Source organism: Pseudomonas sp. MF08831 (assembly GCF_059862645.1).
The window spans coordinates 471,416-496,796 of record NZ_JCBCUX010000002.1 but is presented as its reverse complement, the minus strand read 5'-3'; the positions used below and the strand labels follow the sequence as shown (position 1 = coordinate 496,796).

At 60.0% G+C, this 25,381-nt stretch carries 23 protein-coding genes and 1 pseudogene; 8 read left to right on the top strand and 16 right to left on the bottom strand.

Annotated features, from left to right (window positions below; all coding sequences use genetic code 11):
• Positions 1 to 58 precede the first annotated feature (58 nt).
• Positions 59 to 1,096, top strand: coding sequence for an L-glyceraldehyde 3-phosphate reductase (mgrA, locus tag AC19YS_RS05570; RefSeq protein ID WP_119738206.1), 1,038 nt, complete (start codon positions 59 to 61; stop codon positions 1,094 to 1,096).
• A 127-nt stretch (positions 1,097 to 1,223) separates the two neighbouring features.
• Here the strand turns inward: mgrA and AC19YS_RS05565 are convergent.
• The 8 genes and pseudogenes from AC19YS_RS05565 to AC19YS_RS05530 form a co-directional block, all read right to left on the bottom strand.
• A pseudogene (locus AC19YS_RS05565) lies at positions 1,224 to 1,298 on the bottom strand (hypothetical protein); the annotation flags it as partial.
• 626 nt (positions 1,299 to 1,924) lie between these two features.
• On the bottom strand, positions 1,925 to 2,761 hold the full coding sequence (gene tauD / locus AC19YS_RS05560; RefSeq protein ID WP_500601136.1) for a taurine dioxygenase: 837 nt from the start codon (positions 2,759 to 2,761) through the stop codon (positions 1,925 to 1,927).
• Positions 2,762 to 2,772: 11 nt separating this feature from the next.
• On the bottom strand, positions 2,773 to 3,609 hold the full coding sequence (gene tauC / locus AC19YS_RS05555; protein WP_145159790.1) for a taurine ABC transporter permease TauC: 837 nt from the start codon (positions 3,607 to 3,609) through the stop codon (positions 2,773 to 2,775).
• Entirely contained in the window at positions 3,606 to 4,385 is a 780-nt protein-coding gene (gene tauB / locus AC19YS_RS05550) for a taurine ABC transporter ATP-binding subunit (protein WP_064450187.1), read from the bottom strand. Before tauB ends, tauC begins: the two co-directional genes overlap by 4 nt.
• 18 nt (positions 4,386 to 4,403) lie before the next feature.
• Positions 4,404 to 5,381 carry a taurine ABC transporter substrate-binding protein gene (gene tauA / locus AC19YS_RS05545; protein ID WP_106577404.1) on the bottom strand — a complete coding sequence of 326 codons (978 nt, stop codon included), beginning with the start codon at positions 5,379 to 5,381 and terminating at the stop codon, positions 4,404 to 4,406.
• Positions 5,382 to 5,633: 252 nt separating this feature from the next.
• Complete coding sequence (gene gshA / locus AC19YS_RS05540) at positions 5,634 to 7,217, bottom strand: glutamate--cysteine ligase (protein WP_106577405.1); 1,584 nt, start codon at positions 7,215 to 7,217, stop codon at positions 5,634 to 5,636.
• 214 nt (positions 7,218 to 7,431) lie between these two features.
• Positions 7,432 to 7,815, bottom strand: a complete 384-nt coding sequence (locus AC19YS_RS05535) for a PaaI family thioesterase (protein WP_367242400.1) — start codon at positions 7,813 to 7,815, stop codon at positions 7,432 to 7,434.
• A complete protein-coding gene (locus tag AC19YS_RS05530) occupies positions 7,815 to 10,139 on the bottom strand; it encodes a Tex family protein (protein ID WP_119738198.1) in 2,325 nt (774 codons plus the stop codon). Before AC19YS_RS05530 ends, AC19YS_RS05535 begins: the two co-directional genes overlap by 1 nt.
• A gap of 356 nt (positions 10,140 to 10,495) precedes the next feature.
• Here AC19YS_RS05530 and ompR point away from each other — a divergent pair, with 356 nt between their 5' ends.
• Both ompR and AC19YS_RS05520 read left to right on the top strand, forming a co-directional pair.
• Positions 10,496 to 11,236 (top strand): osmolarity response regulator transcription factor OmpR, encoded by a 741-nt coding sequence (gene ompR / locus AC19YS_RS05525; RefSeq protein WP_053255745.1) that lies wholly within the window; start codon positions 10,496 to 10,498, stop codon positions 11,234 to 11,236.
• A 116-nt stretch (positions 11,237 to 11,352) separates the two neighbouring features.
• Positions 11,353 to 12,666: an ATP-binding protein gene (locus AC19YS_RS05520; protein WP_106577408.1), complete on the top strand. Its 1,314-nt coding sequence runs from the start codon at positions 11,353 to 11,355 to the stop codon at positions 12,664 to 12,666.
• Between the two features lie 138 nt (positions 12,667 to 12,804).
• Here the strand turns inward: AC19YS_RS05520 and rimK are convergent, their stop codons facing one another.
• Genes rimK through rimA form a run of 3 tightly spaced genes read right to left on the bottom strand, consistent with a single transcriptional unit; the run spans position 12,805 to position 14,982 of the window.
• Positions 12,805 to 13,710 carry a 30S ribosomal protein S6--L-glutamate ligase gene (gene rimK / locus AC19YS_RS05515; protein WP_025855543.1) on the bottom strand — a complete coding sequence of 302 codons (906 nt, stop codon included), beginning with the start codon at positions 13,708 to 13,710 and terminating at the stop codon, positions 12,805 to 12,807.
• Positions 13,707 to 14,189 carry a retropepsin-like aspartic endopeptidase RimB gene (gene rimB, locus AC19YS_RS05510; RefSeq protein WP_094950878.1) on the bottom strand — a complete coding sequence of 161 codons (483 nt, stop codon included), beginning with the start codon at positions 14,187 to 14,189 and terminating at the stop codon, positions 13,707 to 13,709. Before rimB ends, rimK begins: the two co-directional genes overlap by 4 nt.
• Positions 14,190 to 14,202: 13 nt before the next feature.
• Positions 14,203 to 14,982 (bottom strand): S6 modification regulatory phosphodiesterase RimA, encoded by a 780-nt coding sequence (rimA, locus tag AC19YS_RS05505; protein WP_200624256.1) that lies wholly within the window; start codon positions 14,980 to 14,982, stop codon positions 14,203 to 14,205.
• A gap of 116 nt (positions 14,983 to 15,098) precedes the next feature.
• Between rimA and AC19YS_RS05500 the strand changes: the two genes are divergently transcribed.
• The gene (locus AC19YS_RS05500; RefSeq protein WP_119738196.1) at positions 15,099 to 15,506 is read left to right on the top strand and encodes an RNA-binding S4 domain-containing protein; all 408 of its coding nucleotides are present in this window, start codon (positions 15,099 to 15,101) and stop codon (positions 15,504 to 15,506) included.
• 136 nt (positions 15,507 to 15,642) lie between these two features.
• On the opposite strand, the gene AC19YS_RS05495 is transcribed toward AC19YS_RS05500, so the two are convergent.
• Positions 15,643 to 16,446, bottom strand: coding sequence for a phosphatase PAP2 family protein (locus AC19YS_RS05495; RefSeq protein ID WP_200624257.1), 804 nt, complete (start codon positions 16,444 to 16,446; stop codon positions 15,643 to 15,645).
• 125 nt (positions 16,447 to 16,571) lie between these two features.
• Between AC19YS_RS05495 and hslO the strand changes: the two genes are divergently transcribed.
• The gene (gene hslO / locus AC19YS_RS05490) at positions 16,572 to 17,474 is read left to right on the top strand and encodes an Hsp33 family molecular chaperone HslO (protein WP_106577412.1); all 903 of its coding nucleotides are present in this window, start codon (positions 16,572 to 16,574) and stop codon (positions 17,472 to 17,474) included.
• A 179-nt stretch (positions 17,475 to 17,653) separates the two neighbouring features.
• Entirely contained in the window at positions 17,654 to 19,195 is a 1,542-nt protein-coding gene (locus AC19YS_RS05485) for a phosphoenolpyruvate carboxykinase (protein WP_119738189.1), read from the top strand.
• A gap of 56 nt (positions 19,196 to 19,251) precedes the next feature.
• Here AC19YS_RS05485 and AC19YS_RS05480 read toward each other — a convergent pair whose 3' ends face one another.
• The 3 genes from AC19YS_RS05480 to AC19YS_RS05470 form a co-directional block, all read right to left on the bottom strand.
• Positions 19,252 to 20,115 carry a DMT family transporter gene (locus AC19YS_RS05480; RefSeq protein WP_500601135.1) on the bottom strand — a complete coding sequence of 288 codons (864 nt, stop codon included), beginning with the start codon at positions 20,113 to 20,115 and terminating at the stop codon, positions 19,252 to 19,254.
• Between the two features lie 160 nt (positions 20,116 to 20,275).
• Complete coding sequence (locus tag AC19YS_RS05475) at positions 20,276 to 20,632, bottom strand: DUF1493 family protein (RefSeq protein ID WP_500601217.1); 357 nt, start codon at positions 20,630 to 20,632, stop codon at positions 20,276 to 20,278.
• A gap of 1,164 nt (positions 20,633 to 21,796) precedes the next feature.
• Entirely contained in the window at positions 21,797 to 21,985 is a 189-nt protein-coding gene (locus AC19YS_RS05470; RefSeq protein ID WP_500601134.1) for a YhfG family protein, read from the bottom strand.
• A gap of 293 nt (positions 21,986 to 22,278) precedes the next feature.
• Between AC19YS_RS05470 and AC19YS_RS05465 the strand changes: the two genes are divergently transcribed.
• Positions 22,279 to 24,216, top strand: coding sequence for a RecQ family ATP-dependent DNA helicase (locus AC19YS_RS05465; RefSeq protein WP_200624258.1), 1,938 nt, complete (start codon positions 22,279 to 22,281; stop codon positions 24,214 to 24,216).
• A 21-nt stretch (positions 24,217 to 24,237) separates the two neighbouring features.
• Positions 24,238 to 24,669, top strand: a complete 432-nt coding sequence (locus tag AC19YS_RS05460; protein WP_106577420.1) for an acyl-CoA thioesterase — start codon at positions 24,238 to 24,240, stop codon at positions 24,667 to 24,669.
• Positions 24,670 to 24,816: 147 nt separating this feature from the next.
• Here AC19YS_RS05460 and AC19YS_RS05455 read toward each other — a convergent pair whose 3' ends face one another.
• Positions 24,817 to 25,296, bottom strand: coding sequence for a glycine zipper domain-containing protein (locus AC19YS_RS05455; protein WP_145159820.1), 480 nt, complete (start codon positions 25,294 to 25,296; stop codon positions 24,817 to 24,819).
• Positions 25,297 to 25,381: the final 85 nt, after the last annotated feature.

Below are 25,381 nucleotides of genomic sequence, written 5' to 3'. Positions count from 1 at the left end.
GGCCTGGGAATAACCTTATTCCCAGGCCTTATTTGCCCCTAAGCCCAGAGAGGATTCGATGACGTACATTGCTGCCGAAAACCGCTATGAATCTATCCCTTATCGCCGCGTAGGCCGCAGTGGATTGGTGCTGCCCGCACTGTCCCTGGGGCTGTGGCACAACTTTGGCGACAGCACCCCGATCGACACCCAGCGCGCGTTGCTGCGCACCGCGTTCGACCTGGGGATCAACCACTTCGACCTGGCCAACAACTACGGCCCGCCCTATGGCAGCGCCGAGATCAACTTCGGCCGTTTGCTGCGCGAAGACTTCAAGCACTATCGCGACGAACTGATCATCTCCAGCAAGGCCGGCTGGGACATGTGGCCCGGCCCTTACGGTCAGGGCGGCGGTTCGCGCAAATACGTATTGGCGAGCCTGGACCAGAGCCTGCAACGCCTGGGCGTCGACTACGTAGATATTTTCTACTCCCACCGTTTTGATGCCGACACCCCACTGGAAGAAACCGCCAGCGCCCTCGCCACCGCCGTGCAACAGGGCAAGGCGTTGTACATCGGTATCTCGTCTTATTCCGGCGTGAAAACCCGCGAGATGGCTGCGCTGCTCCAGGAATGGAAAGTGCCGCTGCTGATCCACCAACCGGCCTACAACCTGCTCAACCGCTGGGTGGAAAAAGACCTGCTGGACACCACCGAAGAACTCGGTACCGGCGTGATTGCCTTCACGCCGCTGGCCCAGGGTTTGCTCACCGACAAGTACCTCAATGGCGTGCCGGCGGATGCGCGGGTTAATCGCCCAGGGGGTGGTTCGCTGCAGGCCAAGCACTTGTCCGAAGCCAACATCGCCCATGTGCGTGCGCTGAACGAAATTGCCAAGCGTCGTGGCCAGAGCCTGGCGCAACTGGCGCTGGCCTGGACCCTGCGTGACCCACGGGTGACCAGTGCGCTGATCGGTGCAAGCCGGCCGGAGCAGATCATTGAAAACGTCGGGGCGCTGCAGAACTTGAGCTTCAGTGCTGAGGAACTGGCGGAAATCGATCGGTTTGCCCAGGAAGGCGGGATCAACCTGTGGGAAAAACCATCGACCGCTGAATAACCTGATAGCACCGGGTCAATGTGGGAGGGGGCTTGCCCCCGATGGCGGTGTCAGTCACGTGACCCGTTGACTGACCCAGAGCTATCGGGGGCAAGCCCCCTCCCACATTTTATGTGCAGTGTGGCGACTAGAACGGCACGTCCCCAAGAATCGTCGCGCGGTACATCACTCGCCGCTGCGGCCGGTAGTCATCGACCGCTGAATAACCTGATAGCACCGGGTCAATGTGGGAGGGGGCTTGCCCCGATGGCGGTGGCAGTCACGTGACCCGTTGACTGACCCAGAGCTATCGGTGGCAAGCCCCCTCCCACATTTTATGTGAAGTGTGGCGACCAGAACGGCACATCCCCAAGAGTCATCGCGCGGCACATCACTCGCCGCTGTGGCCGGTAGTTATCGACCGCTGGATAACCTGATAGCACCGGGTCAATGTGGGAGGGGGCTTGCCCCCGATGGCGGTGGCAGTCACGTGACCCGTTGACTGACTCAGAGCTATCGGGGGCAAGCCCCCTCCCACATTTTATGTGCAGTGTGGCGACTAGAACGGCACATCCCCAAGAGTCATCGCGCGGTGCATCACTCGCCGTTGTGGCCGGTAGTCATCGACCGCTGAATAACTTGATAGCACCGGGTCAATGTGGGAGGGGGCTTGCCCCGATGGCGGTGGCAGTCACGTGACCCGTTGACTGACCCGGAGCTATCGGGGGCAAGCCCCCTCCCACATTTTTGCTCTTCAGCGTGGCAAATGTATTCGCTACGACTCGATCACTGTGGGAGCCGGGCTTGCCCGCGATGACGGTGGGTCAGTCGATGAAGGTTGTGCCTGGCTTAAAAGGGCACGTCGCCCAGAATTGTCGCGCGGTGCATCACTCGCCGTTGTGGCCGGTAGTCATCGACCGCGTAATGCTGGGTCACGCGGTTGTCCCAGAACGCTACGTCGTTCTCCTGCCAGCGCCAGCGGATGGTGAACTCTGGCCGTGTCGCATGAGCAAACAACAGCTTGAGAATGGCTTCGCTTTCAGGCGGCTCCAGCTCATTGATCCTGGTGGTAAACCCATCGCTGACAAACAACGACTTGCGCCCACTCACCGGGTGCGTGCGCACTACCGGGTGCGACAGCGGCGGGTTTTTCTTGCGGGTTTCTTCCCAGCGCGCCAGGTCGTCGGCGGTGTTGCCAAAGCGCTCCAGCGGGAAGGACTTGGTGAAGTCATGAGTCGCCGTCAGGCCATCGAGCAGGCGCTTGAATGGCTCAGACAGCGCCTCATACGCCGCAATGCCACTGGCCCACAACGTGTCGCCACCAAACGCCGGCAGCAGCTTGGCGCTGAGCACCGCGCCGAGGGCCGGAGTGGGCAGGAAGGTCACGTCGGTGTGCCACACGGCGTTGTCACGCACGTCGGTCACGGCGGTATCCAGAATCAGCACTTCGGGCTGCTCCGGCACGTTGGGGTAAATCGGGTGAATGTGCAGGTCGCCAAAATTTGCCGCGAACCGCGCCTGTTGCTGCGGGGTAACGGCTTGGCCACGGAAAAACAGCACCGAGTGGGTGAGCAATGCCTGCTCAATGGCGTCGCGCTGTTCCAGGTTCAGCGGCTGGGTGATATCGACGCCACTGATCTGGGCGCCCAGGGCGGTGCTTAAAGGCGTAACGGTCAGGCTGCTCATGCTCTTCTCACTCAATGTGCCTGGCCATGCCAGGGCACCCATTTACGCTGCAGGGCACGCAGGCCCATTTCCATGGCGAAAGCGATCAGGGCGATCACCAGAATCCCCAGCACCACCACATCGGTGACCAGGAACTGCGCCGCCGACTGCACCATAAAACCCAGGCCGCTGGTGGCGGCGATCAACTCGGCCGCAACCAAGGTCGACCAGCCTACGCCCAGGCCGATGCGCACACCGGTGAGGATGTCGGGCAGGGCGCTGGGCAGGATCACGTGGCGAATCAATTGGGCACGGGTGGCGCCCAACGATTGCGCGGCCCGCAGCTTGGCCGGGTCGACGGTGCGCACGCCGGTGGCAGTGGCGATGGCGATAGGCGCGAAGATCGCGAGATAAATCAGCAGCACCTTGGACAGCTCGCCGATGCCGCACCAGATCACGATCAGTGGCAGATAAGCCAGCGGTGGAATCGGCCGGTAGAACTCAATCAGCGGGTCGAGAATGCCGCGCGCGATACGGTTGGCCCCGATGGCAATGCCCACCGGCACGGCGGTCAGCACCGCAAAACCCAGGCCCAGGCCGATGCGCTGCAGGCTCGCGCCCAAGTGCTGCCACAAGGTGGAATCCATGTAGCCAGTGGTCGCCAGCAGCCAGCCTTTTTGCAGCACGGCGGACGGTGGCGGCAGGAACAGCGGTTCGATCAAACCGGTGGCAGTCACCGCCCACCAGAGTGCCAACAAGGCAAACAAAGTGAGCACGCTGATCCAGCGTGTGCTCAGGCTGCGACGCACAGGAATAACGGCGTGAGCCACCGGCTTGGCGGCGGTGGCGGGGAGTTCGTAACTGCTCATGCGGACACCTGCCGTTGCGAGAACACTTTGCCCAGCACGTGCTCGCGGGTTTCGATAAAGCGCGGGTCGGACTTGATCGCGCGCGCCGATTCACCGGCGGCGTAGCGCTGGCCGAAGTCCAGGTGCAGGCGCTCGACGATCTGGCCCGGGTTGGGCGCCAACAGGATCAAATCGGTGGCGAGGAACACCGCCTCTTCGATGTCATGGGTGATCAGGAACACCGGCTTGGCCGTGCGCCGCCAGACTTGCAGCAGCAACTCCTGCATCTGTTCGCGGGTGAAGGCATCGAGGGCACCGAAGGGTTCGTCCATCAGCAGTACACGCGGGTCGGCTGCCAGCGCGCGGGCCAGGCCCACGCGCTGTTTCTGGCCGCCGGAGAGTTGCCAGATACGGCGACTGTCGAAGCCGGCAAGGTCGACCAGCGCGAGCATTTCACGGGCGCGTACTTCGCGTTGTGCCTTGGGCACGCCAGCCAGTTCGAGGCCGAAGCCGACGTTGGCCAACACGTCCTGCCAGGGCAGCAGGGCGTCGTCCTGGAACACCACGCCACGCTCGGCGCTGGGGCCTTTGACCGGCACGCCATCGAGGGTGATGCGCCCGGCAGAGGGTTCGACGAAACCGGCAATCAGGTTCAACAGCGAGGTCTTGCCACTGCCGGACGGGCCGAGAGCTACCAGCAATTGCTGGGGCCCAAGGTCCAGTGAAATATCAGACAGTACCGGTTCTGTGGCGCCTGGGTACTGTGCGCTGATGCGCTCCAGTTGTAGCAAGGCCATCGCAATGAACTCCTTGAATCAGTTAGTGATGAACTTGGCGCTGACGTAAGGGGCGTAGTCCGGCAGCACGGCGTCGACCTTGCCTTGCTCCTTGAGAAACGCGGCGGTGTCGGTCACAGCCTTGGTGGTCGGGGCGCCCAGCAGGGTCACCTGATCAGCGGCCAGCGGGTAGACGTTGCCTTGCAGCAGCAGCGGGATGTCACTGGCCTTGGCGCCGGAAAGCTTGACCAGCTTGTCGACGTTGCCTGTGTCGGCGAGCCACGCTTGTGGGTCCTTGCGGTACGCGGCGTAGGCGTCCAGCGTGACTTTGGCGAAGGCGGTGACGATTTCCGGGTGCTTCTCGGCGAAGTCTTTGCGCACGATCCACGCGTCGAAGGTCGGCGCGCCGAACTTGGCCAGTTCGCCGGAGGTGATCAGCACCTTGCCGTTTTCCTTGGCCACGCCCAGGGCGGGGTCCCACACGTAGGTGGCGTCGATGTCACCGCGCTTCCAGGCGGCGATGATGGCCGGCGGCGCGAGGTTGAGGATGGTCACCTTCGAAGGGTCGATGTTCCAGTGCTTCAGCGCGGCCAACAGGCTGTAGTGGCCGGTGGACACGAACGGCACAGCGATCTTTTTGCCGATCAGGTCCTGCGGGCTGTTGATCCCTGAACCGTTGCGCGCTACCAAGGCTTCGGCGCCGCCGATCTGGGTGGCGACGAGGAAGGTTTCCACTGGGACTTTGCGGGTCACGGCAGCGGTCAGCGGGCTGGAACCGAGATAGCCGATCTGCACGTCGCCGGAGGCGATGGCAGCGATGATGTCGGCGCCATTGTCGAATTTGCGCCAATCGATCTTGGCGTTAGTGGCTTTTTCGTACGCGCCGTCGGCCTGGGCGACTTTCGCCGGGTCCACGGTGGTTTGATAAGCGATGGTGACATCTGCCGCCTGGGCAAACAGGCTGGCACCGGCCAGGGACAATGCGGCCAAGAGGCGCAGAGGGGTAAGCAGTTTCAAGGGGAAGCTCCTCAATCAGGCGGCCGAGGGTCGGCGTGTGAGGAGACTAAATGATCTAAGAACCCGAAAATAAATAACGTTTTCGAATTAGCTTATGTGAAGAAAGGTTGAAGCAAATCTTGAGCTTGATGAGGGCAAAAATGTGGGAGGAGGCTTGCCCCCGATGGCGGCGGATCAGTCACTGATGGGTGACTGACACTCTGCTATCGGGGGCAAGCCCCCTCCCACATTTCGAGCCGGGTTCGGCTTCAGTTAGTTACTGATTGCCAGGATGCTCGCCTGGTACGACCCGACGAACACATCGAAGTCGCCGACCTCGTTCTGCTCCAGTTCCGCCTGTTGCGCCAGCGACGTGCGCGCCAGTTCTTCAAAGCGCGCCTGTTCTTCGGCCGGCAGCGGCTCTTTACGGAAATGCTCGGCGTGCACCTCGCTCTGGTGCAGGGAGAATTGCGCAAAGCTTTCCTTGCGCTCGGCCATCGCCGCCAACACCTGGGCTGATGGCGTCAGGGACGGATCCTTGACCTTCGCCAGCTGAGCGTCCAGCGCCTCGCTGTGCTCGGTCATGCCATGGCTCTGATCCAGCAACGCTGCCAACGGCGCAATGTGCTCCAGCAGCTCGGTGGCCCATTCCTTCATGTCCACAGGCTGGCCCTGACGCTGCAACTGCAGGCCCGGACGGCGGCCTTCCTTGACCACGCTGAGGAAGTTGGAGGTGGCATTGCCGCACTCGTTGTTGGCGAACAGCGGGCTGTCGTTCAGTGCGCAATACAGCAGGAATGCGTCGAGGAAGCGCGACTCCGGCAAGTCAATGCCCATGGGCAGGAACGGGTTGATGTCCAGGCAACGCACTTCGATGTACTGGATGCCACGGGCCATCAGCGCCTGAATGGGGCGCTCGCCGGTGTAGGTCACGCGCTTGGGGCGAATGTTGGAGTAGTACTCGTTTTCGATCTGCAGGATGTTGGTGTTGAGCTGAACCCACTCACCGTCCTTATGGGTGCCAACTTCGACATAAGGCGCGTAAGGCGTTGCCACCGCTTCGCGCAGGCTGTCGGTGTAGCTGGCCAGGTCGTTGTAGCACGGCGTGAGGCCGGCCTGGGCGTTGCTCTGGTAACCCAGGTCGCTCATGCGCAAGCTGGTGGCGTACGGCAGGTACAGCGTGTCGGCGTCCAGCACTTCCAACTGGTGCGAGCGACCGCGCAGGAAACCTGCGTCCAGGGCCGGCGAGGCGCCGAACAGGTACATCAGCAGCCAGCTGTAGCGGCGGAAGTTACGGATCAATGCAATGTAGGCCGTGGACTGGTAGTCGCGGTCGGTACCGACGAAACCTTCAGTCTCCTTGAGCAAGGGCCACAACTGCTCCGGCAGGGAAAAGTTGTAGTGAATGCCGGCGATGCACTGCATGGTCTTGCCGTAACGCAGGGCCAGGCCCTTGCGGTAAACGTACTTGAGCTGGCCGATATTGGAGGTGCCGTAGTAGGCAATCGGGATATCTTCCTCAGCCGGCAGCGGGCACGGCATCGAAGGGCTCCACAGGTACTCGTTGCCGAGTTTGCTGTAGGCAAAGCGATGGATCTTGTCCAGGCTGCTCAGGGTATCGGCCGGGTTGGGCAGGGCTGGGGTAATAAACTCCAGCAGCGATTCCGAGTAGTCGGTGGTGATCAATTCGTTGGTCAACGCGGCGCCCAGGGCTTCGGGGTGCGGCGTTTGTGCCAGGCGACCCTCACCGGTGACGCGTAGGCATTCGCGCTCGATGCCGTGCAAGCACTGCTCTAGCAGGGAGAGGTGTTCGCGCTTGCCGAGCAAGGCCAGGCGGCGGTTGAGAAGTTCGCTCAAGTTGGATTCCTTCACGCGTCAGTCGCCCCAATATGGGGGTGGGCAGGACGGTCTACAAGGGTGAAGTTAAAACTGGCGTTATCGCCTGGTTTTGAGTCGATTTGACCCGCTTTGAAAAAGCCTACTTCACTCCATGAATTGGGCTATAGCGCAGCAAGAAAATTCCGACGCTGTTGTCGCAGCGCCGAAATTAACTCAAATCGAGGGCGGGGAGCTATAGGACAGCGAATGTGCCTTGTGCTTTTGCGACCAGTTTGTCGTCCTGATACACCTCCGCTTCGACCACCAATGTGCGCCGACCCGCGTGGATAACACGGCTGGTGCACAGCACGTCGCCATCGGACACGGCACGGATATAGTTGATTTTGCACTCGATGGTCGCGCTCTGCTGGTCGAAACCATGGGAGCTGGAACAGGCCAGCCCCATGGTGATGTCCACCAGGCTGAAAATCGCCCCGCCGTGGAGCTTGCCTGCACGGTTGCGCAGCTGCGGCTCCAGGGTCAGGGCCACCTCGGCAACGCCCTCGTCCAGGCGTTGCAGGCGACAGCCGATCAGCTCGCTGAACGCGCTCTGGGTCAAACCGGCCGGGATTTGCATCAGCGTTTCTTCAACTGCTTGGCATTGGCAAACAGCGACGCCATGGCGTTGTTGCTTGGCGCTGCGGTGGCAGTTTCTTTGCGCGGTGCGTTGTTCTGCGACTGGCGTGGCGCCGAGCCTGGGCGAGCGCCACGGGCACCGTCGATTTTCTCGCCGGGGGTGTCGCTCATGCGCATCGACAGGCCAACGCGTTTGCGTGGAATGTCGACTTCCATGACCTTGACCTTGACCACGTCACCGGCTTTCACCGCTTCGCGAGGGTCTTTGATGAACTTCTCCGAAAGCGCGGAGATATGCACCAAACCGTCCTGATGCACGCCGATGTCCACGAACGCGCCGAAGTTGGTCACGTTGGTGACCACGCCTTCGAGGATCATGCCCAGTTGCAGGTCCTTGAGGTCTTCGACGCCGTCCTGGAACTCGGCGGTCTTGAACTCGGGACGCGGGTCACGGCCAGGTTTTTCCAGCTCTTGCAGAATGTCGGTGATGGTCGGCACGCCGAAGGTTTCGTCGGTGTACTTCTTTGGATCCAGGCGCTTGAGGAACGCGGCGTCGCCGATCAGCGAGCGGATGTCGCGGTCGGTCTCGGCAGCAATGCGCTGTACCAGCGGGTAGGCTTCCGGGTGAACCGCCGAAGCGTCCAGCGGGTTGTCGCCGTTCATTACGCGTAGGAAGCCAGCGGCCTGTTCAAAGGTTTTTTCGCCCAGGCGTGCGACCTTTTTCAGCGCCGCGCGGGTTTTGAACGCGCCGTTCTCGTCGCGGTGGGTGACGATGTTCTGCGCCAGCGTTGAGTTGAGGCCGGAAATACGGGCCAGCAGCGCGACCGAGGCAGTGTTCACATCCACGCCGACCTTGTTCACGCAGTCTTCCACCACCGCATCCAGACCGCGTGCCAGTTTCAGCTGCGACACATCGTGCTGGTACTGGCCGACACCGATGGATTTAGGGTCGATCTTCACCAGCTCGGCCAGCGGGTCTTGCAGGCGGCGAGCAATGGAGACGGCGCCACGGATCGATACGTCGAGGTCCGGGAATTCCTTGGAGGCCAGTTCCGACGCCGAGTACACCGACGCGCCGGCCTCGGAGACCATGACTTTGGTCATCTTCATGGCTGGGTATTTTTTGATCAGCTCGGCGGCCAGCTTGTCGGTTTCACGGCTGGCGGTGCCGTTGCCGATGGCGATCAGGTCCACGGCGTGCTTGGCGCACAGCGCAGCCAGGATGGCGAGGGTCTGGTCCCACTTGTTGTGCGGCACATGTGGATACACGGTGGCGTGGTCCAGCAGCTTGCCCGTGGCGTCGACCACGGCCACCTTGCAGCCGGTGCGCAGGCCCGGGTCGAGGCCCAGAGTCGCGCGCGGGCCGGCCGGGGCAGCCAGCAGCAGGTCGTGCAGGTTGTGGGCGAAAACATTGATCGCTTCGGTTTCGGCGCCGTCGCGCAGCTCACCGAGCAGGTCGGTTTCCAGGTGGGTGTAGAGCTTGACCTTCCAGGTCCAGCGCACGACTTCACCGAGCCACTTGTCCGCCGGGCGGTTCTGATTCTGGATGCCGAATTGCTGACCAATCATGCCTTCGCACGGGTGCATGGTGCCCGGCAGCTCGTCGCCGACCTTCAGCGCGGAGCTGAGAATGCCTTCGTTGCGGCCGCGGAAAATGGCCAGTGCGCGGTGCGAGGGCATGCTCTTGAGCGGTTCGTCGTGCTCGAAATAGTCGCGGAACTTGGCACCTTCCTCTTCTTTGCCAGCGATGACGCGGGCGCTGAGGGTGGCTTCCTGTTTCAGGTAGTTACGCAGTTTTTCCAGCAAGTTGGCGTCTTCGGCGAAACGCTCCATGAGGATGTACTTGGCGCCTTCGAGGGCCGCTTTGACGTCGGCGACGCCTTTTTCGGCGTTGATGAAGCGCGCGGCTTCGGTTTCCGGGGTCAGCGACGGGTCGTTGAACAAGCCGTCCGCCAAGTCGCCCAGGCCGGCTTCCAGGGCGATTTGGCCCTTGGTGCGGCGCTTCTGTTTGTACGGCAGGTAAAGGTCTTCGAGGCGGGTTTTGGTGTCGGCGAGTTTGATGTCGCGTTCCAGTTGCGGGGTCAGCTTGCCTTGTTCCTCGATGCTGGCGAGGATGCTGATGCGCCGTTCGTCGAGTTCTCGCAGGTAGCGCAAGCGCTCTTCCAGGTGCCGCAGCTGGATGTCGTCGAGGCTGCCGGTCACTTCTTTACGGTAACGGGCGATGAAAGGCACCGTGGAGCCTTCATCCAGTAGAGCGACGGCCGCTTCGACCTGTTGTGGGCGTACGCCGAGTTCCTCGGCGATGCGGCTGTTGATGCTGTCCATAAAACCACCTGAAATTCTGAAAGCAGCTCGCACGCCCGGAAAACAAGGCGTTGCAAGGCTGGTTGAGCGGCCCGACTGGCGCCGCTACCTGGGTCAAAAGGCAGCCTGTTGACCCTCGAAATCGGAAAATTGCTGCCCGTCGCGGTAAAAAATAGCGAGGCAGCAAGCAGTAAAGTCTGACATTGCTCAGTGCAAAGGCGGCGCATTATAACCAGCGTTCTGCAGCTGGGGGGGATTGCGCCGAAGGTTGCAGGGGGCGGGTTCGCTGGCGGTAGAGGAAAAATCTGCTAACAATGCACACGGTGCGTATAACGGCAGCTACGCCATAATGCGCGCCGAGATAAGAGGAGCATCTAATGAGCAGCACTGCACAAACTGCTGAAGGCGAAAAAATTCTCATCGTTGATGACGACCCGGGGCTGAGCAGCCTGCTGGAGCGTTTTTTCAACTCCAAGGGCTACCGTGCCCGCGCGGTGCCAAACACCGAGCAGATGGACCGCCTGTTGGGGCGCGAAGTGTTCAATCTGGTCGTACTCGACCTGATGCTGCCCGGCGAAGACGGCCTCACCGCCTGCAAACGCCTGCGCGGTGCGAACAACCAGATCCCCATCATCATGCTTACCGCCAAGGGTGATGAGTTGAGCCGCATCAAGGGCCTTGAGCTGGGCGCTGATGATTACCTGGCCAAGCCGTTCAACCCGGACGAGCTGATGGCCCGGGTCAAAGCCGTGTTGCGCCGTCAGGCAGCCCCGGTACCCGGCGCGCCAGGCAGCGAAGACGAAAGCGTAACCTTTGGCGACTATGAACTGTCGCTGGCCACCCGTGAGCTCAAGCGTGGCGAAGAAGTGCACATGCTGACCACCGGTGAGTTCGCCGTGCTCAAGGCCCTGGTGATGAACGCTCGCCAGCCGCTGACGCGCGACAAACTGATGAACCTGGCCCGTGGCCGGGAGTGGGATGCATTGGAGCGCTCCATCGACGTGCAGATTTCCCGTCTGCGCCGCATGATCGAGCCGGACCCGTCCAAGCCGCGCTATATCCAGACGGTGTGGGGTGTGGGTTATGTGTTCGTGCCGGATGGCACCGCAACCAAGTGACCGATGATTTGCAGGCGCGGGCATCCGGCGTTTAACTCCATGAGAGTCAACGGGATGCCCGGCGTCTGCAATTCTGCGAGCGCCGCTCGTTTCTGCAAGGTGTCCAGCCGTTTCCTATGAAAACCCCGTTGTGGTTCCCGCAAAGTTTCTTTTCACGCACCCTTTGGCTGGTGCTGATCGTCGTTCTGTTTTCCAAGGCACTGACGCTGGTTTATCTGTTGATGAACGAAGACGTGCTGGTGGATCGGCAATACAGCCACGGCGTCGCCCTGACGCTTCGTGCCTATTGGGCCGTCGATCCCGAAAACCGTGAAAAGGTCGCCAAGGCATCGACGCTGATTCGAGTCGACGGCGCCGGTGTACCTGAAGGCGAGCAGCATTGGCCTTACAGCGAGATTTATCAGCGCCAGATGCAGGCTGAGCTGGGGGACGACACCGAGGTGCGATTGCGCATGCATGTTTCGCCTGCGCTGTGGGTGAGGGCGCCGAGCCTGGGCGACGCGTGGATCAAAGTGCCGCTGTACCCGCACCCGTTGCGGGGACAGAAGATCTGGAACGTGCTGGGCTGGTTCCTGGCGATTGGCTTGCTTTCAACGGCGTCCGCCTGGATTTTCGTGCGCCAGCTCAACCAGCCACTCAAACGCCTGGTCTTTGCCGCGCGCCAACTGGGGCAGGGGCGCAGTGTACGCCTGCCGGTCAGCGATACGCCCAGCGAGATGACCGAAGTGTACGGCGCCTTCAACCAGATGGCGGAAGACGTTGAACAGGCCGGCCGCGAACGCGAGCTGATGCTGGCGGGCGTGTCCCACGACCTGCGCACACCGTTGACACGGTTGCGGTTGTCCCTGGAGTTGATGGGCAACCACAACGACCTCACGGATGACATGGTGCGTGACATCGAGGACATGGACGCGATTCTCGACCAGTTCCTGGCGTTTATCCGCGATGGCCGCGACGAAGTGGTCGAGGAAGTCGACCTGACGGACCTGGTGCGTGAGGTGGTGGCGCCCTACAACCAGAACGGCGAACAGGTACGCATGCGCCTGGAGCCTATTCAGCCGTTTGCGTTGCGTCGGGTGTCGATGAAACGCCTGCTCAACAACCTCATTGGCAACGCCTTGCACCATGCCGGTTCCGATGTGGAAGTGGCGGCGTATGTGTCCGGCGACAGCACTGCGCCTTATGTGGTGTTGAGTGTGATGGACCGCGGCACGGGGATAGACCCGGCAGAGCTGGAAGGCATCTTCAACCCGTTCACCCGTGGTGACCGTGCCCGGGGCGGCAAGGGCACGGGCTTGGGGTTGGCGATTGTGCGGCGGATTGCCTCGATGCATGGCGGCAATGTCGAGCTGCGTAACCGGGAGGAGGGTGGTCTGGAAGCGCGAGTGCGGTTGCCGCTTGGCCTGATGTTGCCTAGAGACGCGGTCTGACACACAACAGAAATCAAATGTGGGAGCGGGCTTGCTCGCGAAGGCAGTGTGTCAGTCGACAGATGTATTGACTGACCCGACGCCTTCGCGAGCAAGCCCGCTCCCACAGTGTTTTGTGGTGTTTGAAACTGAGCGTGTTCAGCCCTTACCCTTGGTCCGCGTCATATTCGGCCCACCATTCTTTTCCAAATGCTGAATGATGATCCCCGCTACATCCTTCCCGGTAGTGGTCTCAATCCCTTCCAGACCCGGCGATGAGTTCACTTCCATCACCAACGGCCCATGGTTTGACCGCAGGATATCCACACCCGCTACCGCCAGCCCCATCACTTTGGCTGCCCGCAGCGCGGTCATGCGTTCTTCCGGGGTGATCTTGATCAGGCTGGCACTGCCGCCACGGTGCAGGTTGGAGCGGAATTCCCCCGGCTTGGCCTGGCGTTTCATTGCCGCAATTACCTTGTCACCCACCACGAAGCAGCGGATGTCCGCACCGCCAGCTTCCTTGATGTATTCCTGCACCATGATGTTCTGCTTGAGGCCCATGAATGCCTCGATCACCGATTCAGCAGCGGTCGCGGTTTCGCACAGCACCACGCCGATGCCTTGGGTGCCTTCCAGCACTTTGATCACCAGCGGTGCGCCGTTGACCATGTCGATCAGGTCGGGAATGTCATCGGGGGAGTGGGCAAAGCCGGTCACCGGCAGGCCGATACCGCGCCGCGAGAGCAATTGCAATGAGCGCAGTTTGTCGCGTGAGCGGGCAATGGCTACCGATTCGTTGAGGGGGAATACGCCCATCATTTCAAACTGGCGCAACACCGCGCAGCCATAAAACGTCACCGAGGCACCGATACGCGGGATCACTGCATCAAAGCCTTCCAGCGGTTTGCCCCGGTAATGGATCTGCGGCTTGTGGCTGGCAATGTTCATATAGGCACGCAACGTGTCGATCACCACCATTTCGTGGCCACGTTCGGTGCCGGCCTCGACCAGGCGGCGGGTGGAATACAGACGCGGGTTTCGCGACAGCACAGCAATCTTCATGCAGCACCTGGGGCAGAAATAGTAGAGACCGGGAACACCGGCTTGTCTTGAACGTACTTGACGCCTGGACTGACCACCAAGTGGCCGTCAATCAGCGCCTTGGAGCCCAGCAACAGGCGGTAACGCATTGCCTTGCGACAGGCGAGAGTGAACTCCACTCGCCACACCCGATCACCCAGCGCGAGGGTGGTGCTGATCACATAGCGCACCTGCGCATGGCCGTTGGAGCTCTTGATGGTTTTCATCGTCACCACCGGCGCCTCGCAGCGGCGGTGACGCAGTTGCACCACGCTGCCCAGGTGCGCGGTAAAGCGCACCCACTTCTCACCGTCGCGCTCAAATGGCTCGATATCGGTGGCGTGCAGGCTCGAGGTACTGGCACCGGTGTCGATCTTTGCGCGCAGGCCAGCCACTCCCAAGTCGGGAAGTGCCACCCACTCACGCAGGCCCACAACGGTCAAATGGTCAAATGTCTTCAATATGGGTAACCGATCAGTTCGCCCAGGCCTGTGGTGAAACCTCGGCCAGGGCTTTGAATGCAGGCCTGGCGAACCAGTAACCCTGCATCAGAAATATTCCGCAGTCGGACAGGAAGTCGCGCTCGCCGGCACTTTCGATGCCTTCGGCAATGACAGTAACGCCCAACTGCTCACAGATTGTGACAATCCCCTGGACGATTACCTGACGGACACGATCCTGGTCGACATCGCGAATCAGCGCCATGTCGAGTTTGATCAGGTCAGGTTGGAAATCGGCCAGCAGGTTCAGCCCCGAATAGCCCGCACCGAAATCGTCGATGGCGGTCTTGAAGCCGAATTCGCGGTATTCACGCAGAATATTGGTCAAATGGCGATAGTTATCTACGTGCTCGCTTTCCAGTGTTTCAAAAATCAGCTGGTTCAGCGGAAAGTTGTGCGCGCGGGCCGCCTCCAGCGTGCTGCGAATACACAGCTCGGGCCGGTAAACCGCATTGGGCATGAAATTGATCGAAAGATGAGTTTGCATACCCAAGGCAGTGGCCCCGGCAATCGCTTGGGTACGACACCGCTGGTCAAAGCGGTAACGGTTGCTTGAGTTGACCTGGCCCAGCACCGACAGCGCACCTTCGCCTTGCGGGCCTCGCACCAACGCCTCGTGGGCGAAGATCGAATGGTCCCGAAGATCTACGATAGGCTGATAGGCGAATGCGAAATCGAAACCCAGGGGTTCGCTTTGCTGGCAACCCACGCAACGCTGGTTTGGCGAGGTGAGTGAAATGGGGAAGTCGGTCACAGCGTATCCTCGCGAAAACAGGGTGGTGCCTGGCGTATCTTAGGTGAGCGTTGGGGTTTATGCGTCGAAGGGCTTCAACGGTAAAGTTGCGACATTTTTCAGAGCGAGGAATTCAAGTGGCTCAAAAGCAGGAAGAGGAAGAAAAAGTCCGTTTGGACAAATGGCTGTGGGCAGCGCGCTTCTTTAAAACCCGCGCCCTGGCGAAGGCCGCTATCGAAAGCGGCAAAGTGCACCATCGCGGCGAACGCTGCAAGCCGGGCAAGGAGCCGCGCGTCGGTGATGAGCTGCAGATTCGGGCAGGGTTTGATGAAAAGACTGTCGTGGTGCAAGCCTTATCCGTTGTGCGCCGCGGCGCGCCCGAAGCGCAGGCGTTGTACACCGAAACCGAGGCCAGTATCGCCAAACGCGAAAATGCGGCCGCCATGCGCAAGGCCGGGGCTACCGGTATGACTACCGATGGCAAGCCGAGCAAGAAGCAGCGTCGCGATTTGTTCAAGTTTCGCGGCAGTGGTAATGACGAGTGATGGCGCAAATCTCCAGCAATACGCAGACCCAAATGTGGGAGCGGGCTTGCTCGCGAAGGCGGTGGGTCAGTGAAAAATGCTTAACCTGACACTGCGCTTTCGCGAGCAAGCCCGCTCTCACAATAAGCCTGTGGCGTTACGCCGCGGTGCGTATGACGCTCAACCGCCCGATCACCGGCAGCTTACCGAGCAAACCGAAGATCGGCGCCGTCAGTCGCAGCAACCCATTCGACACCTTCGCCGCAAACGGCGTGTAATACCCCCAGCCCAGCGCCAACAGCGCCAGCAATACCCCGCCGATATAATCGTCTTGCCCCCAGTGGGCGCCTGCCACCAGCCGCGGCATCATGAACAACAGCGCCAAGCCCCAAATCACCAGCACCTGGCCGATGCGCTTGGCAAACACCGTCATGAACATGCCCCAGATCAGCAATACCGATGCATGATCGCCGGGGAAGCTCTGGCTCGAACGGTCCTTCAGCTCCCAGGTTTTTTCCAGCCCAGGGAAGTAGTCACTCATATGAATCGCCCCGCTGATCACCATCGACGGGCTGCTGTGCTGCCAGCCCATCTGCGCTGCGAGTTTGGAAAACAGCATGCGGATGAACAGCAACAGCAGCAGAATCCCGAAAAAACCGAAGAATGCCTGGCGCACTTCAATCGCCTTGAACACCCAATCTCCGCGAATCAACAGCGACAGCAAGATCACGCCGACCACCGCGTCAAATGGCCGCAAACTGGCCACGGCCCACACATGCAGCCATGTCGAATGGCTCGCCAGCGGGTCATTGAGCAGGTGAAACAGCCATTCGTCGAAAATCACACACAGCATCTGGCCTGTGGGCCACAGCCAAAAACACAGCAGTCCGATAGCGAGTAGATTGCACAGAGCCCATCGCCGGAGGTTCCACTTGGCTTGGAACAAACCCGGATTGTTCATAAACTGTTCCTCTTCGCTCTATTTAGCCCTCCGTTTCCAGGAGAAAGCCGCACCAATATGGTGCTAAAGCGTTTAATTTTATAAACCTTGTAATCATTTTGTCATCAATTCAGATACCCAGACCTATGACTGATCTACCGGATACCGACTTCACCCAACGCTTCATCTTCGACGAGAACGATGCCCGCGGCGAACTGGTCTCGCTGGAGCGCAGCTATGCCGAAGTCCTCGCCAAGCATCCCTATCCGGAGCCGGTTGCGCAGTTGCTCGGTGAACTGATGGCGGCGGCATCGCTGCTGGTGGGCACCATGAAGTTCGACGGTCTGCTGATTTTGCAGGCGCGTTCCGAAGGCCCGGTGCCGATGCTGATGATCGAGTGCTCCAGCGAGCGCGAAATTCGTGGCCTGGCCCGTTACGACGCCGACCTGATCGCGCCGGACGCCACGCTGTCCGACTTGATGGCCAACGGCGTATTGGCGATCACCGTCGACCCGACGGAAGGCCAGCGCTACCAGGGCATCGTCGATCTCGACGGCGAAACCTTGTCGGACTGCTTCACCAACTATTTCGTGATGTCTCAGCAGGTCGGCACCAAGTTTTGGCTGAATGCCGACGGCAAGCGCGCCCGTGGCCTGCTGCTGCAACAACTGCCGGCCGACCGCATCAAGGACGACGACGAGCGCACTGACAGCTGGCGCAAGCTGACCGCCCTGGCGGGCACCCTGACCGCTGAAGAGCTGCTGGGCCTGGATAACGAAACCATTTTGCATCGCCTGTACCACGAAGAGGCCGTGCGCCTGTTCGACGAACAGGGCCTGCGCTTCCGTTGCAGCTGCTCGCGTGAACGCTCGGCGAATGCCTTGGTCAGCCTGGGCCTGGAAGATGCGCAGAATCTGGTGGTGGAACACGGTGGCAATATCGAGATCGACTGCCAGTTCTGCAACCAGCGTTACCTGTTCGACGCGGCCGATGTAGCCCAATTGTTCGCCGGCGCAGGCATCGACACCCCTTCCGACACCCGCCACTAAAACGTTTAAGCACAGGTAAATCACCTGACGAACGCCGGATTAGCGCAGTTCTGACGGGAGGGCCCTACTCTTTTTGGGCTTTTCTGGCATAATCCGGCCCACTTTTTTCGCGGTAGTAGTGCGCAACTTTCTACTACAAAACGTTTGGAGCACTCGGCCATAGGCCGACGGGGAACCTCATGACGCAAGCCAATAACGCCGTATACACCGATCTGAGTGTTGACGATCTGGTCAAAGAAGCCCTGCAGCGCGGTGAAGGCGTGCTTGCCGATACTGGCGCGCTGGTCGTAGAAACCGGTCACCGCACCGGTCGTTCTCCGGTCGACCGCTTCATCGTTGAAGAGCCTTCCACCCAGGACGCCATCGCCTGGGGCCCGATCAACCGCAAGTTCCCAGCCGACAAGTTCGATGCGCTGTGGAGCCGCGTAGAAGCATTCAACAACGCGCAAGAGCATTTCGTTTCCCACGTTCACGTAGGGGCTGCAGAAGACCACTACCTGGCCGTGAAAATGACCACCCAGACTGCCTGGCAGAACCTGTTCGGTCGTTGCCTGTTCATCAACCCGGCTCAGTACAACCCGGCCGGCCGTGATGAGTGGCAAGTGCTTAACGTGGCCAATTTCGAATGTGTGCCAGAGCGTGACGGCACTAACTCCGACGGTTGCGTGATCCTCAACTTCGCACAGAAAAAAGTCCTGATCGCCGGCATGCGTTACGCCGGTGAAATGAAAAAAGCCATGTTCTCGGTGCAGAACTTCCTGCTGCCGGCTGCTGATGTGTTGCCAATGCACTGCGCCGCCAACATCGGCGAAGAAGGCGACGTGACCCTGTTCTTCGGTCTGTCGGGCACTGGTAAAACCACCCTGTCCGCCGACGAAAGCCGTTACCTGATCGGTGACGACGAACACGGCTGGGGCGAAGGCGTGGTGTTCAACATCGAAGGCGGTTGCTATGCCAAGTGCATCGACCTGTCCGAGAAGAACGAGCCGGTTATCTGGAAAGCCATCAAGCACGGCACCGTGCTCGAAAACGTGGTGATCGACGATGCCAAGCACGCCGACTACACCAACGTCAGCCTGACCCAGAACAGCCGCGCCGCGTACCCGCTGGAGCACGTTGCCAAGCGTTCCGAGAAGAACCTGGGCGGTGAGCCAAACGCGGTAATCTTCCTGACCTGCGACCTGACCGGCGTGCTGCCGCCTGTGTCGATCCTCAGCGAAGAACAAGCGGCCTACCACTTCCTGTCCGGCTACACCGCGCTGGTGGGCTCGACCGAAATGGGTTCGGGCAGCGGCATCAAGTCGACCTTCTCCACCTGCTTCGGCGCGCCGTTCTTCCCACGCCCGGCCGGCGAATACGCTGAGCTTTTGATCAAGCGCGTGCGCGGCTTCGGCTCCAAGGTCTACCTGGTCAACACCGGCTGGACCGGCGGCGGCTACGGCGTCGGCAAACGCTTCAACATCCCGACCACTCGCGGCGTGATCGCAGCGATCCAGAGCGGCGCGTTGATCGGTGCTGAGACCGAACACCTGGACACCATCAACCTCGACGTGCCATTGGCCGTACCGGGCGTTGAGACTGGCCTGTTGAACCCACGTAACACCTGGGCTGATAAAGCTGCCTACGACGAAGCGGCGAAAGCGCTGGCGGGTCTGTTCATCGAGAACTTCAAGAAGTTTGAAGTGAGCGACGCGATCAAGGCGGCCGGGCCGAAGTTGTAAGGTTCAAAAGCTGTTAAAAACCGCCCCCAGTGGGCGGTTTTTTTATGCGCGAAAGGTTAGTCGGCGATGTGCAAAACCACTGCGCCGGCCAGCACTAATGCAACGCCCAACACTTGCATTGCCGACAACCGTTCCTTGAAAAACACAAATCCCAGCACCGCCGCAATCCCACCCGACAATGTACTGATCACCGTCACCACTGAAACCGACCCCGCCATCGCCCCCCACGAAAACGCCGAGAAACCCCCAAGGTTCATCAAGCTCGCACCGGTCAATGTCGCGCAGTTTTTCAGCGGTGGGATTTTCAGCCCGTCCTTGATCTTCAATACCATCACCACCAGCACGCACAGGCCTACCAGGTAACCCAGCCACAACATGGTGATCGGTCCCAGTGCCGGCAGCGTGTAGCGACCTTGCAGCCAGAAGCTGGTGCCATACAGCAAGGCGGCGAGCATGGCGTAGGCAATGGACAGGCGTGGGTGGTTGTGCGGAACGCCGTTGTCCTTGTGGATGCTGGAGAGGATCACGCCGACGACGCACGCGCCGATGCAGCCAAGTTGGATCAGGCTGATGTGCTCACCACTGGCCCAGGACAGCAGCGTAGTGACCACGCCGTACGACGTCACCAGCGGCGCGACGATGGCCGCTTTGCCCAGGGCGAAAGCCTTGGACAGCGCGAGGGCACCGGAGACGGTGAGCAGCGCGGCCGCGATGCCCAGGAGCCAGACGTTCAACGGGGCATTCAGGGATTTGAACAGGTAGGCCGGGAAGATGACCAGCAGCAGAGTCATGATCAGGAAACCGAGGGCTTGGCCGAAGTACACCGCGCGTTTAACGCCGACAGCCCGGGCATTGAGACCCACAAGAAAGTCCGTGCCACCCCAGAGCAGGGCGGCCAGCAGGCCCATTAATACGTCCATGTACGGTCCTTGGTAGGTAGGCAATTCGCCAGGTTAGCGCATCGCCAATGTGGGAGCGGGCTTGCCCGCGCATGCGGTGGATCAGTGAGCGATACTCTACCTGACACACCACATTCGCGAGCAAGCCCGCTCCCACATTTGATCCTCAGGGTCGTTCAGATCAACTGAGGTTTTCCAGGGTCTGGGTATCCCAGCTATGCGTTTTGATGGCCAGGTAGAGCATGCCGATGGTCAGCGGCACTTTGTCGCCTCGGCCTTTGGCGCGGCGTTTGAGGAACACATCGAACACCGGCGGTTGGAAGTAACGGTAGGCATCGTAGTCGCCCAGATCGACTGCAAAATCCTGCTCCAGCGCTTCCATAAATTGCCTGGCCTCAGCGCGGTCGCAGCCAAGGTCGAAGTTGAGCGAGGTGTCAAGGCGAAGGGTCGTGTGCTTCGGCAGACCGATTTCTTCGTGCAGCAATTGCAGGAGCTGCCGCATGACGGGGTCTTCGGGGAAGTTGGGGGCCAGGTTCATGGTGGGAGCACGCAGAAGTGGGTGAGGGGGATGGTTGCATTGTCGGCGGAATGTGTTTCGGGTGATGAAGAGTAGCAACCCTAACAAGAATATGAAGACCGGTAGGAATGGCATTCTGAGGATCACCGCTACGTAGGGTAGCAGGAACGTCAAAGTGAGACCTGTGGCGAGACAGGTGATGGCGAAGCGCTTTCTAAGCGTGGGGTCGGTGATCTGGTAATGCACCACCATATAGATAAGGAGAAAAATCGCGGATTGAAGGTAAAGGTCCATGTGATCAAGACTCGTCTGAGTAGACATGCATTGAGAGTGTTGACCGCTGAGGCCCGATTCCTCCTCTCACATTTGCGTCCAATCCGATGATGGTGTCACCTGCGTTATACCTGCGAAGCTTGCCGGAAATCGTATCGCCAACTAAGCCAGCCGTTACCGTAGATATAGCTATCCCCGGGGCTTTAATCGCGCCGGAAATTATTTGTTTGATGAACACATTTTGATCGTTTAACCGGTCGGCCTGGCTCCGTCTCAGCGGTTGGGAAATCGCGACTGCTCTCTCGCAGGATAAATCTCGGGCCAACATTTTCTCGTACAAGCTGCGTATCTGATCACGCACTTTCCGCGCAGCTGTTTTCGCTTCAAGCAGGCACAGGTTAGCCAAGGCATGCCGACTGTCAGGCACAACAGTGAGGCGAATCATTGTGAAGGTGACGCCATAGTGGCCGATGTATTGAGTCCTTTCGATATTCACGGGTTTTTGCCGGGACAGTGGAGAGGTCACTAGTTTCGGTCATGTGAAGGGAGGTTATGTAGAGGGTGAGATAGCTGTTTTAAGCAGTTTGGGAAGAGGGCTACATCGTCTTTGTCTGCTTCCCACAGAGCTTTCCGGCATTTGAGGTTTGACAGTGATTTTTTGGTAACACCCACCCAATGTGGGACCCGGGCTTGTCCGCGATGGTGGTGTGTCAGGTATGGAAATATTGCCTGACATGCCGCCATCGCGGGCAAGCCCGCTCCCACAGGTTTAGCTCAGTGGTTGGATTGGTTATGGCTGTATTTCGACTGCCGGTTGCAGTTTGGAGCGGGCCTTAGAAGTCAGCGTTATTTCGAGCAACAAACATATGGTTCAATCATTTGGATCGTTCCCACGCAGAGCGTGAGGAACGATCAGTGAGTCTCAGTGGGATAGGAGGCGACGGCGCGGTACTTGGCAAGCACGGCTTCGCGGGGCGGCAGAGGTTTGTCGAAGTCGGTCGGCTGGGTGTCGAATCTTTCCAGGCGCAGACTGGCCAACCAATTGGAGCGACGGATCTTGCGGTAGTGATCCTGTTTTTGTTCAAACGTCGGTTCGCTCATTGCAGCGCACTCTTGGGGCGCAAGGCTTGATCGTAGCGCAATGCTTCGGTTCGCAGGCGGGATAAAATCAAACGCAAAACTGCTAAGTCAGCAGGTAGAGCGGATCTAAAATGCAGCTCCCACATCTGGTTCTTAGTGCTCCGACAAATCCGCGCGAAACATCCCACGTCGGCCCTGGGCCATCCTCTACCCCTGTATCATCCTGTCTCTTTTTTCCTTGTGACCTTTCTCGATTCGCGGAGCGCGCTGGTCTATGTTTTGCGCTCGTTCAGCGGTCAATGGAGTGACAGCTTATGCACAACACCCTCCAACAGGTCTTTGGTTATCCACAGTTTCGTTTGGGCCAGGAAGAGGCGGTCAGCGCCGTACTGGCCGGTCGTTCGGCCGCTGCTATTTTCCCCACCGGCTCGGGCAAGTCGTTGTGTTATCAGCTGTCGGCGGTGCTGCTGCCGCACCTGACGCTGGTGGTATCGCCGTTGTTGGCGTTGATGCAGGACCAGCTGGGTTTCCTGCAGCGCCATGGCATTTGCGCCGGCAGTATTGATTCGGCGCAGAGCCGCGAGGACGCCAATGATGTGATGGCCCGTGCGCGTTCGGGCGAGCTGAAAATTCTGATGATTTCCGTGGAGCGCTTGAAGAACGAGCGCTTCCGTAACTTTCTGCAAAGCGTGCAGATCTCGCTGTTGGTGGTGGACGAGGCGCACTGTATTTCCGAGTGGGGCCACAACTTCCGTCCGGACTATTTGAAGCTGCCGGACTACCAGCGTCAGTTCAATATCCCACAAGCGCTGCTGCTGACGGCTACGGCGACGCCCAAGGTGATTGCCGACATGCAGGCGAAGTTCGCCATTGCGCCGGACGATGTCATCACCACAGGCTTTTACCGGCCCAATCTCAACTTGCTGGTGGAGCCGGTGAGCGGGCATGACAAACGTCGGCGCCTGGTCGAATGGATGAGCGAGCGAGCCAATCAGCCGAGTATCGTCTACGTCACCTTGCAGAAAACCGCTGAGCAGATCGCCGAACATCTGAACCGCAACGGCATTCAGGCCGAGGCTTATCACGCCGGTTTGCCCCACGGCAAACGCGAGGGTATCCAGCAGCGTTTTATGGGTGGGCGCTCCAATTGCATCGTCGCCACCATCGCATTCGGCATGGGCATCGATAAAAGTGACATCCGCAACGTGGTGCACTTCGACCTGCCTAAATCCATTGAGAACTACAGCCAGGAAATCGGCCGTGCAGGGCGGGACGGGCAGCCATCCGATTGCCTGGTGCTGGCCAACCGCGACAGCCTCAATGTGCTGGAAAACTTCGTGTACGGCGACACGCCGGAGCAGGCGGGCATTCTCCGTGTGCTGGAGGAGTTGCAGGCGGCGCGCGGCGAGGGGCAGTGGGAGTTCTTGTTGAGGTCGCTGTCGGACCACAGCAACATCCGCGAGCTGCCATTGAAAACGCTGCTGGTGCAATTGGAGCTCAAGGGCGTAATTGCGCCGCGTTATGCTTTTTACGCCGAGTACCGCTTCAAATACCTGATCGAACCCGAAGCGTTGCTGGCGCGTTTTTCCGGCGAGCGACAGCAGTTTGTCGCGTCGATCATTCAGGTATGCAGTCGCGCCAGAACCTGGGCGACCGTGGATTTCGACGCGCTGTACCAACAGCACAATGCCGAGCGTAGCCGGGTGGTAAAAGCGCTCGATTACTTCCAGGAGCAGGGCCTGATCGAGCTGGAAAGTAAGCAGATGACGGAGGTTTACAGCTTGCTGCACACCGAGTTCGATCCACGGGTGTTGAGTGAGGAGTTATACACAGGCTTCAAGCAGCACGAGGTGACGGAGGTGGCGCGGATCCATGCCATGCTCGATCTGTTTGCCACCGAGGATTGCCTGGGCCAGCGTTTGGCCCACTACTTTGGCGATGAAAACGCGCCGCTGCGCTGCGGGCATTGCTCGGTATGTCATGGCCATGTGGCGCATTTACCGCCACCCCCGAGTTTGCCAGCGCTTGTGGATAAAAACTTCATGGCACTGTGCGGTGATTTTATCCACAGGCACCATGAGCACACCGGGCAATTGCCGGGCGCGGAGCGGTTGACACGATTCCTGGGGGGTATCAGCGTGCCGCTGTTTACCAAGTTGAAGGCGCGCGGTATTCCGGGCTTCGCTGCGCTGGAGGCGTATCCCTACGCCGAGGTGCGTGAATGGGCCCAGGCCCATCTGAACGACCTGTAAATCCACTTATGAGAGCTGCACATGTCTGATTCTATGCCGCAACGCGCTGACTACCGTCACTTCCAACCGATCATCACGCGTTGGCACGATAACGATGTGTATGGTCACGTGAACAATGTCACCTACTACAGCTACTTCGACACGGCGGTGAATACTTACCTGATTGAAGAGGGTGGGCTGGATATTCACGACGGTGAAGTGGTGGGGTTTGTGGTGAGTTCGGCGTGCGATTACTTTGCGTCGATCGCGTTTCCCGATCGCATAGAGATTGGCCTGCGCGTGGGCAAGTTGGGTAACAGCTCGGTGCAGTATGAATTGGCGGTGTTCAAGTCAGGCGAAGAGGATGCCTGTGCGGCGGGGCGCTTTGTGCATGTCTTTGTGGACCGGGCGTCGAACCAGCCGGTGACGATTCCGGGGCGATTGCGCGAGGCGTTGCAGCGGTTGGTGGTGTAACACAACCTGTGTCATCAGCGAAAATCAATGTGGGAGCTGGCTTGCCTGCGATAACGGTGCGTCAGGGTTGGATGCGCTTCCGACACTACGCTATCGCGGGCAAGCCCGGCTCCCACAGGGCGTTTCCGTGTGCCTGGGACCGTTGGCTTAACGGTGACGATAGTGATGCTTGTTCTTGCGATGCCCATACGCATGGCCACGGCCACGATGGTCATCACGGTCATAACGACGGTTATCCCGACCGCGATAGCGACGGTCGTCGTCATCGCTCTTGTTGCCCATGTAGTTGCCCAGCGCGCCACCTGCACCGCCGCCTGCGGCTGCGCCGATCAGGCTGCCGGTGTTGCCACCCATGCTGCGGCCTACCACGTTGCCGCCTGCCGCGCCGAGTGCGCCGCCAATGGCTGCTTCACCACGGCTGCGCTTGTCAGCGCCGACTGCACTGCCGCCCGCGCCGCCCAGCGCTGCGCCGATGGCCGAACCGGTGTTACCGCCGACCTGCTGGCCGACAACCGAACCTAGAACCCCGCCCAATGCGCCGCCCACACCGGCTTCGGTGGTGCCACCGGCCATGGCTGCGCCACTGACCAGGCCAAGGGACAACAAGAGAATCGAGGAAAACTTCATAGAGAGACCTCAAGAGGATGACGCCGCGATCCTGAGGTTGTATCGGGATGCTGACAATCGAAAACCGACCAGTGGTACAGGTTGT

Bases quoted from the DNA above. Each gene is read 5' to 3' on its own strand.
- ompR (WP_053255745.1), top strand. From the start codon at position 10,496: ATGAGCAGCACTGCACAAACTGCTGAAGGCGAAAAAATTCTCATCGTT.
- tauB (WP_064450187.1), bottom strand. From the start codon at position 4,385: ATGGCCTTGCTACAACTGGAGCGCATCAGCGCACAGTACCCAGGCGCC.
- mgrA (WP_119738206.1), top strand. From the start codon at position 59: ATGACGTACATTGCTGCCGAAAACCGCTATGAATCTATCCCTTATCGC.
- AC19YS_RS05535 (WP_367242400.1), bottom strand. From the start codon at position 7,815: ATGCAAATCCCGGCCGGTTTGACCCAGAGCGCGTTCAGCGAGCTGATC.
- AC19YS_RS05485 (WP_119738189.1), top strand. From the start codon at position 17,654: ATGACGCAAGCCAATAACGCCGTATACACCGATCTGAGTGTTGACGAT.
- tauC (WP_145159790.1), bottom strand. From the start codon at position 3,609: ATGAGCAGTTACGAACTCCCCGCCACCGCCGCCAAGCCGGTGGCTCAC.
- AC19YS_RS05470 (WP_500601134.1), bottom strand. From the start codon at position 21,985: ATGAGCGAACCGACGTTTGAACAAAAACAGGATCACTACCGCAAGATC.
- AC19YS_RS05465 (WP_200624258.1), top strand. From the start codon at position 22,279: ATGCACAACACCCTCCAACAGGTCTTTGGTTATCCACAGTTTCGTTTG.
- rimK (WP_025855543.1), bottom strand. From the start codon at position 13,710: ATGAAGATTGCTGTGCTGTCGCGAAACCCGCGTCTGTATTCCACCCGC.
- tauD (WP_500601136.1), bottom strand. From the start codon at position 2,761: ATGAGCAGCCTGACCGTTACGCCTTTAAGCACCGCCCTGGGCGCCCAG.
- AC19YS_RS05460 (WP_106577420.1), top strand. From the start codon at position 24,238: ATGTCTGATTCTATGCCGCAACGCGCTGACTACCGTCACTTCCAACCG.
- AC19YS_RS05495 (WP_200624257.1), bottom strand. From the start codon at position 16,446: ATGAACAATCCGGGTTTGTTCCAAGCCAAGTGGAACCTCCGGCGATGG.
- AC19YS_RS05530 (WP_119738198.1), bottom strand. From the start codon at position 10,139: ATGGACAGCATCAACAGCCGCATCGCCGAGGAACTCGGCGTACGCCCA.
- AC19YS_RS05520 (WP_106577408.1), top strand. From the start codon at position 11,353: ATGAAAACCCCGTTGTGGTTCCCGCAAAGTTTCTTTTCACGCACCCTT.
- AC19YS_RS05480 (WP_500601135.1), bottom strand. From the start codon at position 20,115: ATGGACGTATTAATGGGCCTGCTGGCCGCCCTGCTCTGGGGTGGCACG.
- AC19YS_RS05475 (WP_500601217.1), bottom strand. From the start codon at position 20,632: ATGAACCTGGCCCCCAACTTCCCCGAAGACCCCGTCATGCGGCAGCTC.
- hslO (WP_106577412.1), top strand. From the start codon at position 16,572: ATGACTGATCTACCGGATACCGACTTCACCCAACGCTTCATCTTCGAC.
- AC19YS_RS05455 (WP_145159820.1), bottom strand. From the start codon at position 25,296: ATGAAGTTTTCCTCGATTCTCTTGTTGTCCCTTGGCCTGGTCAGTGGC.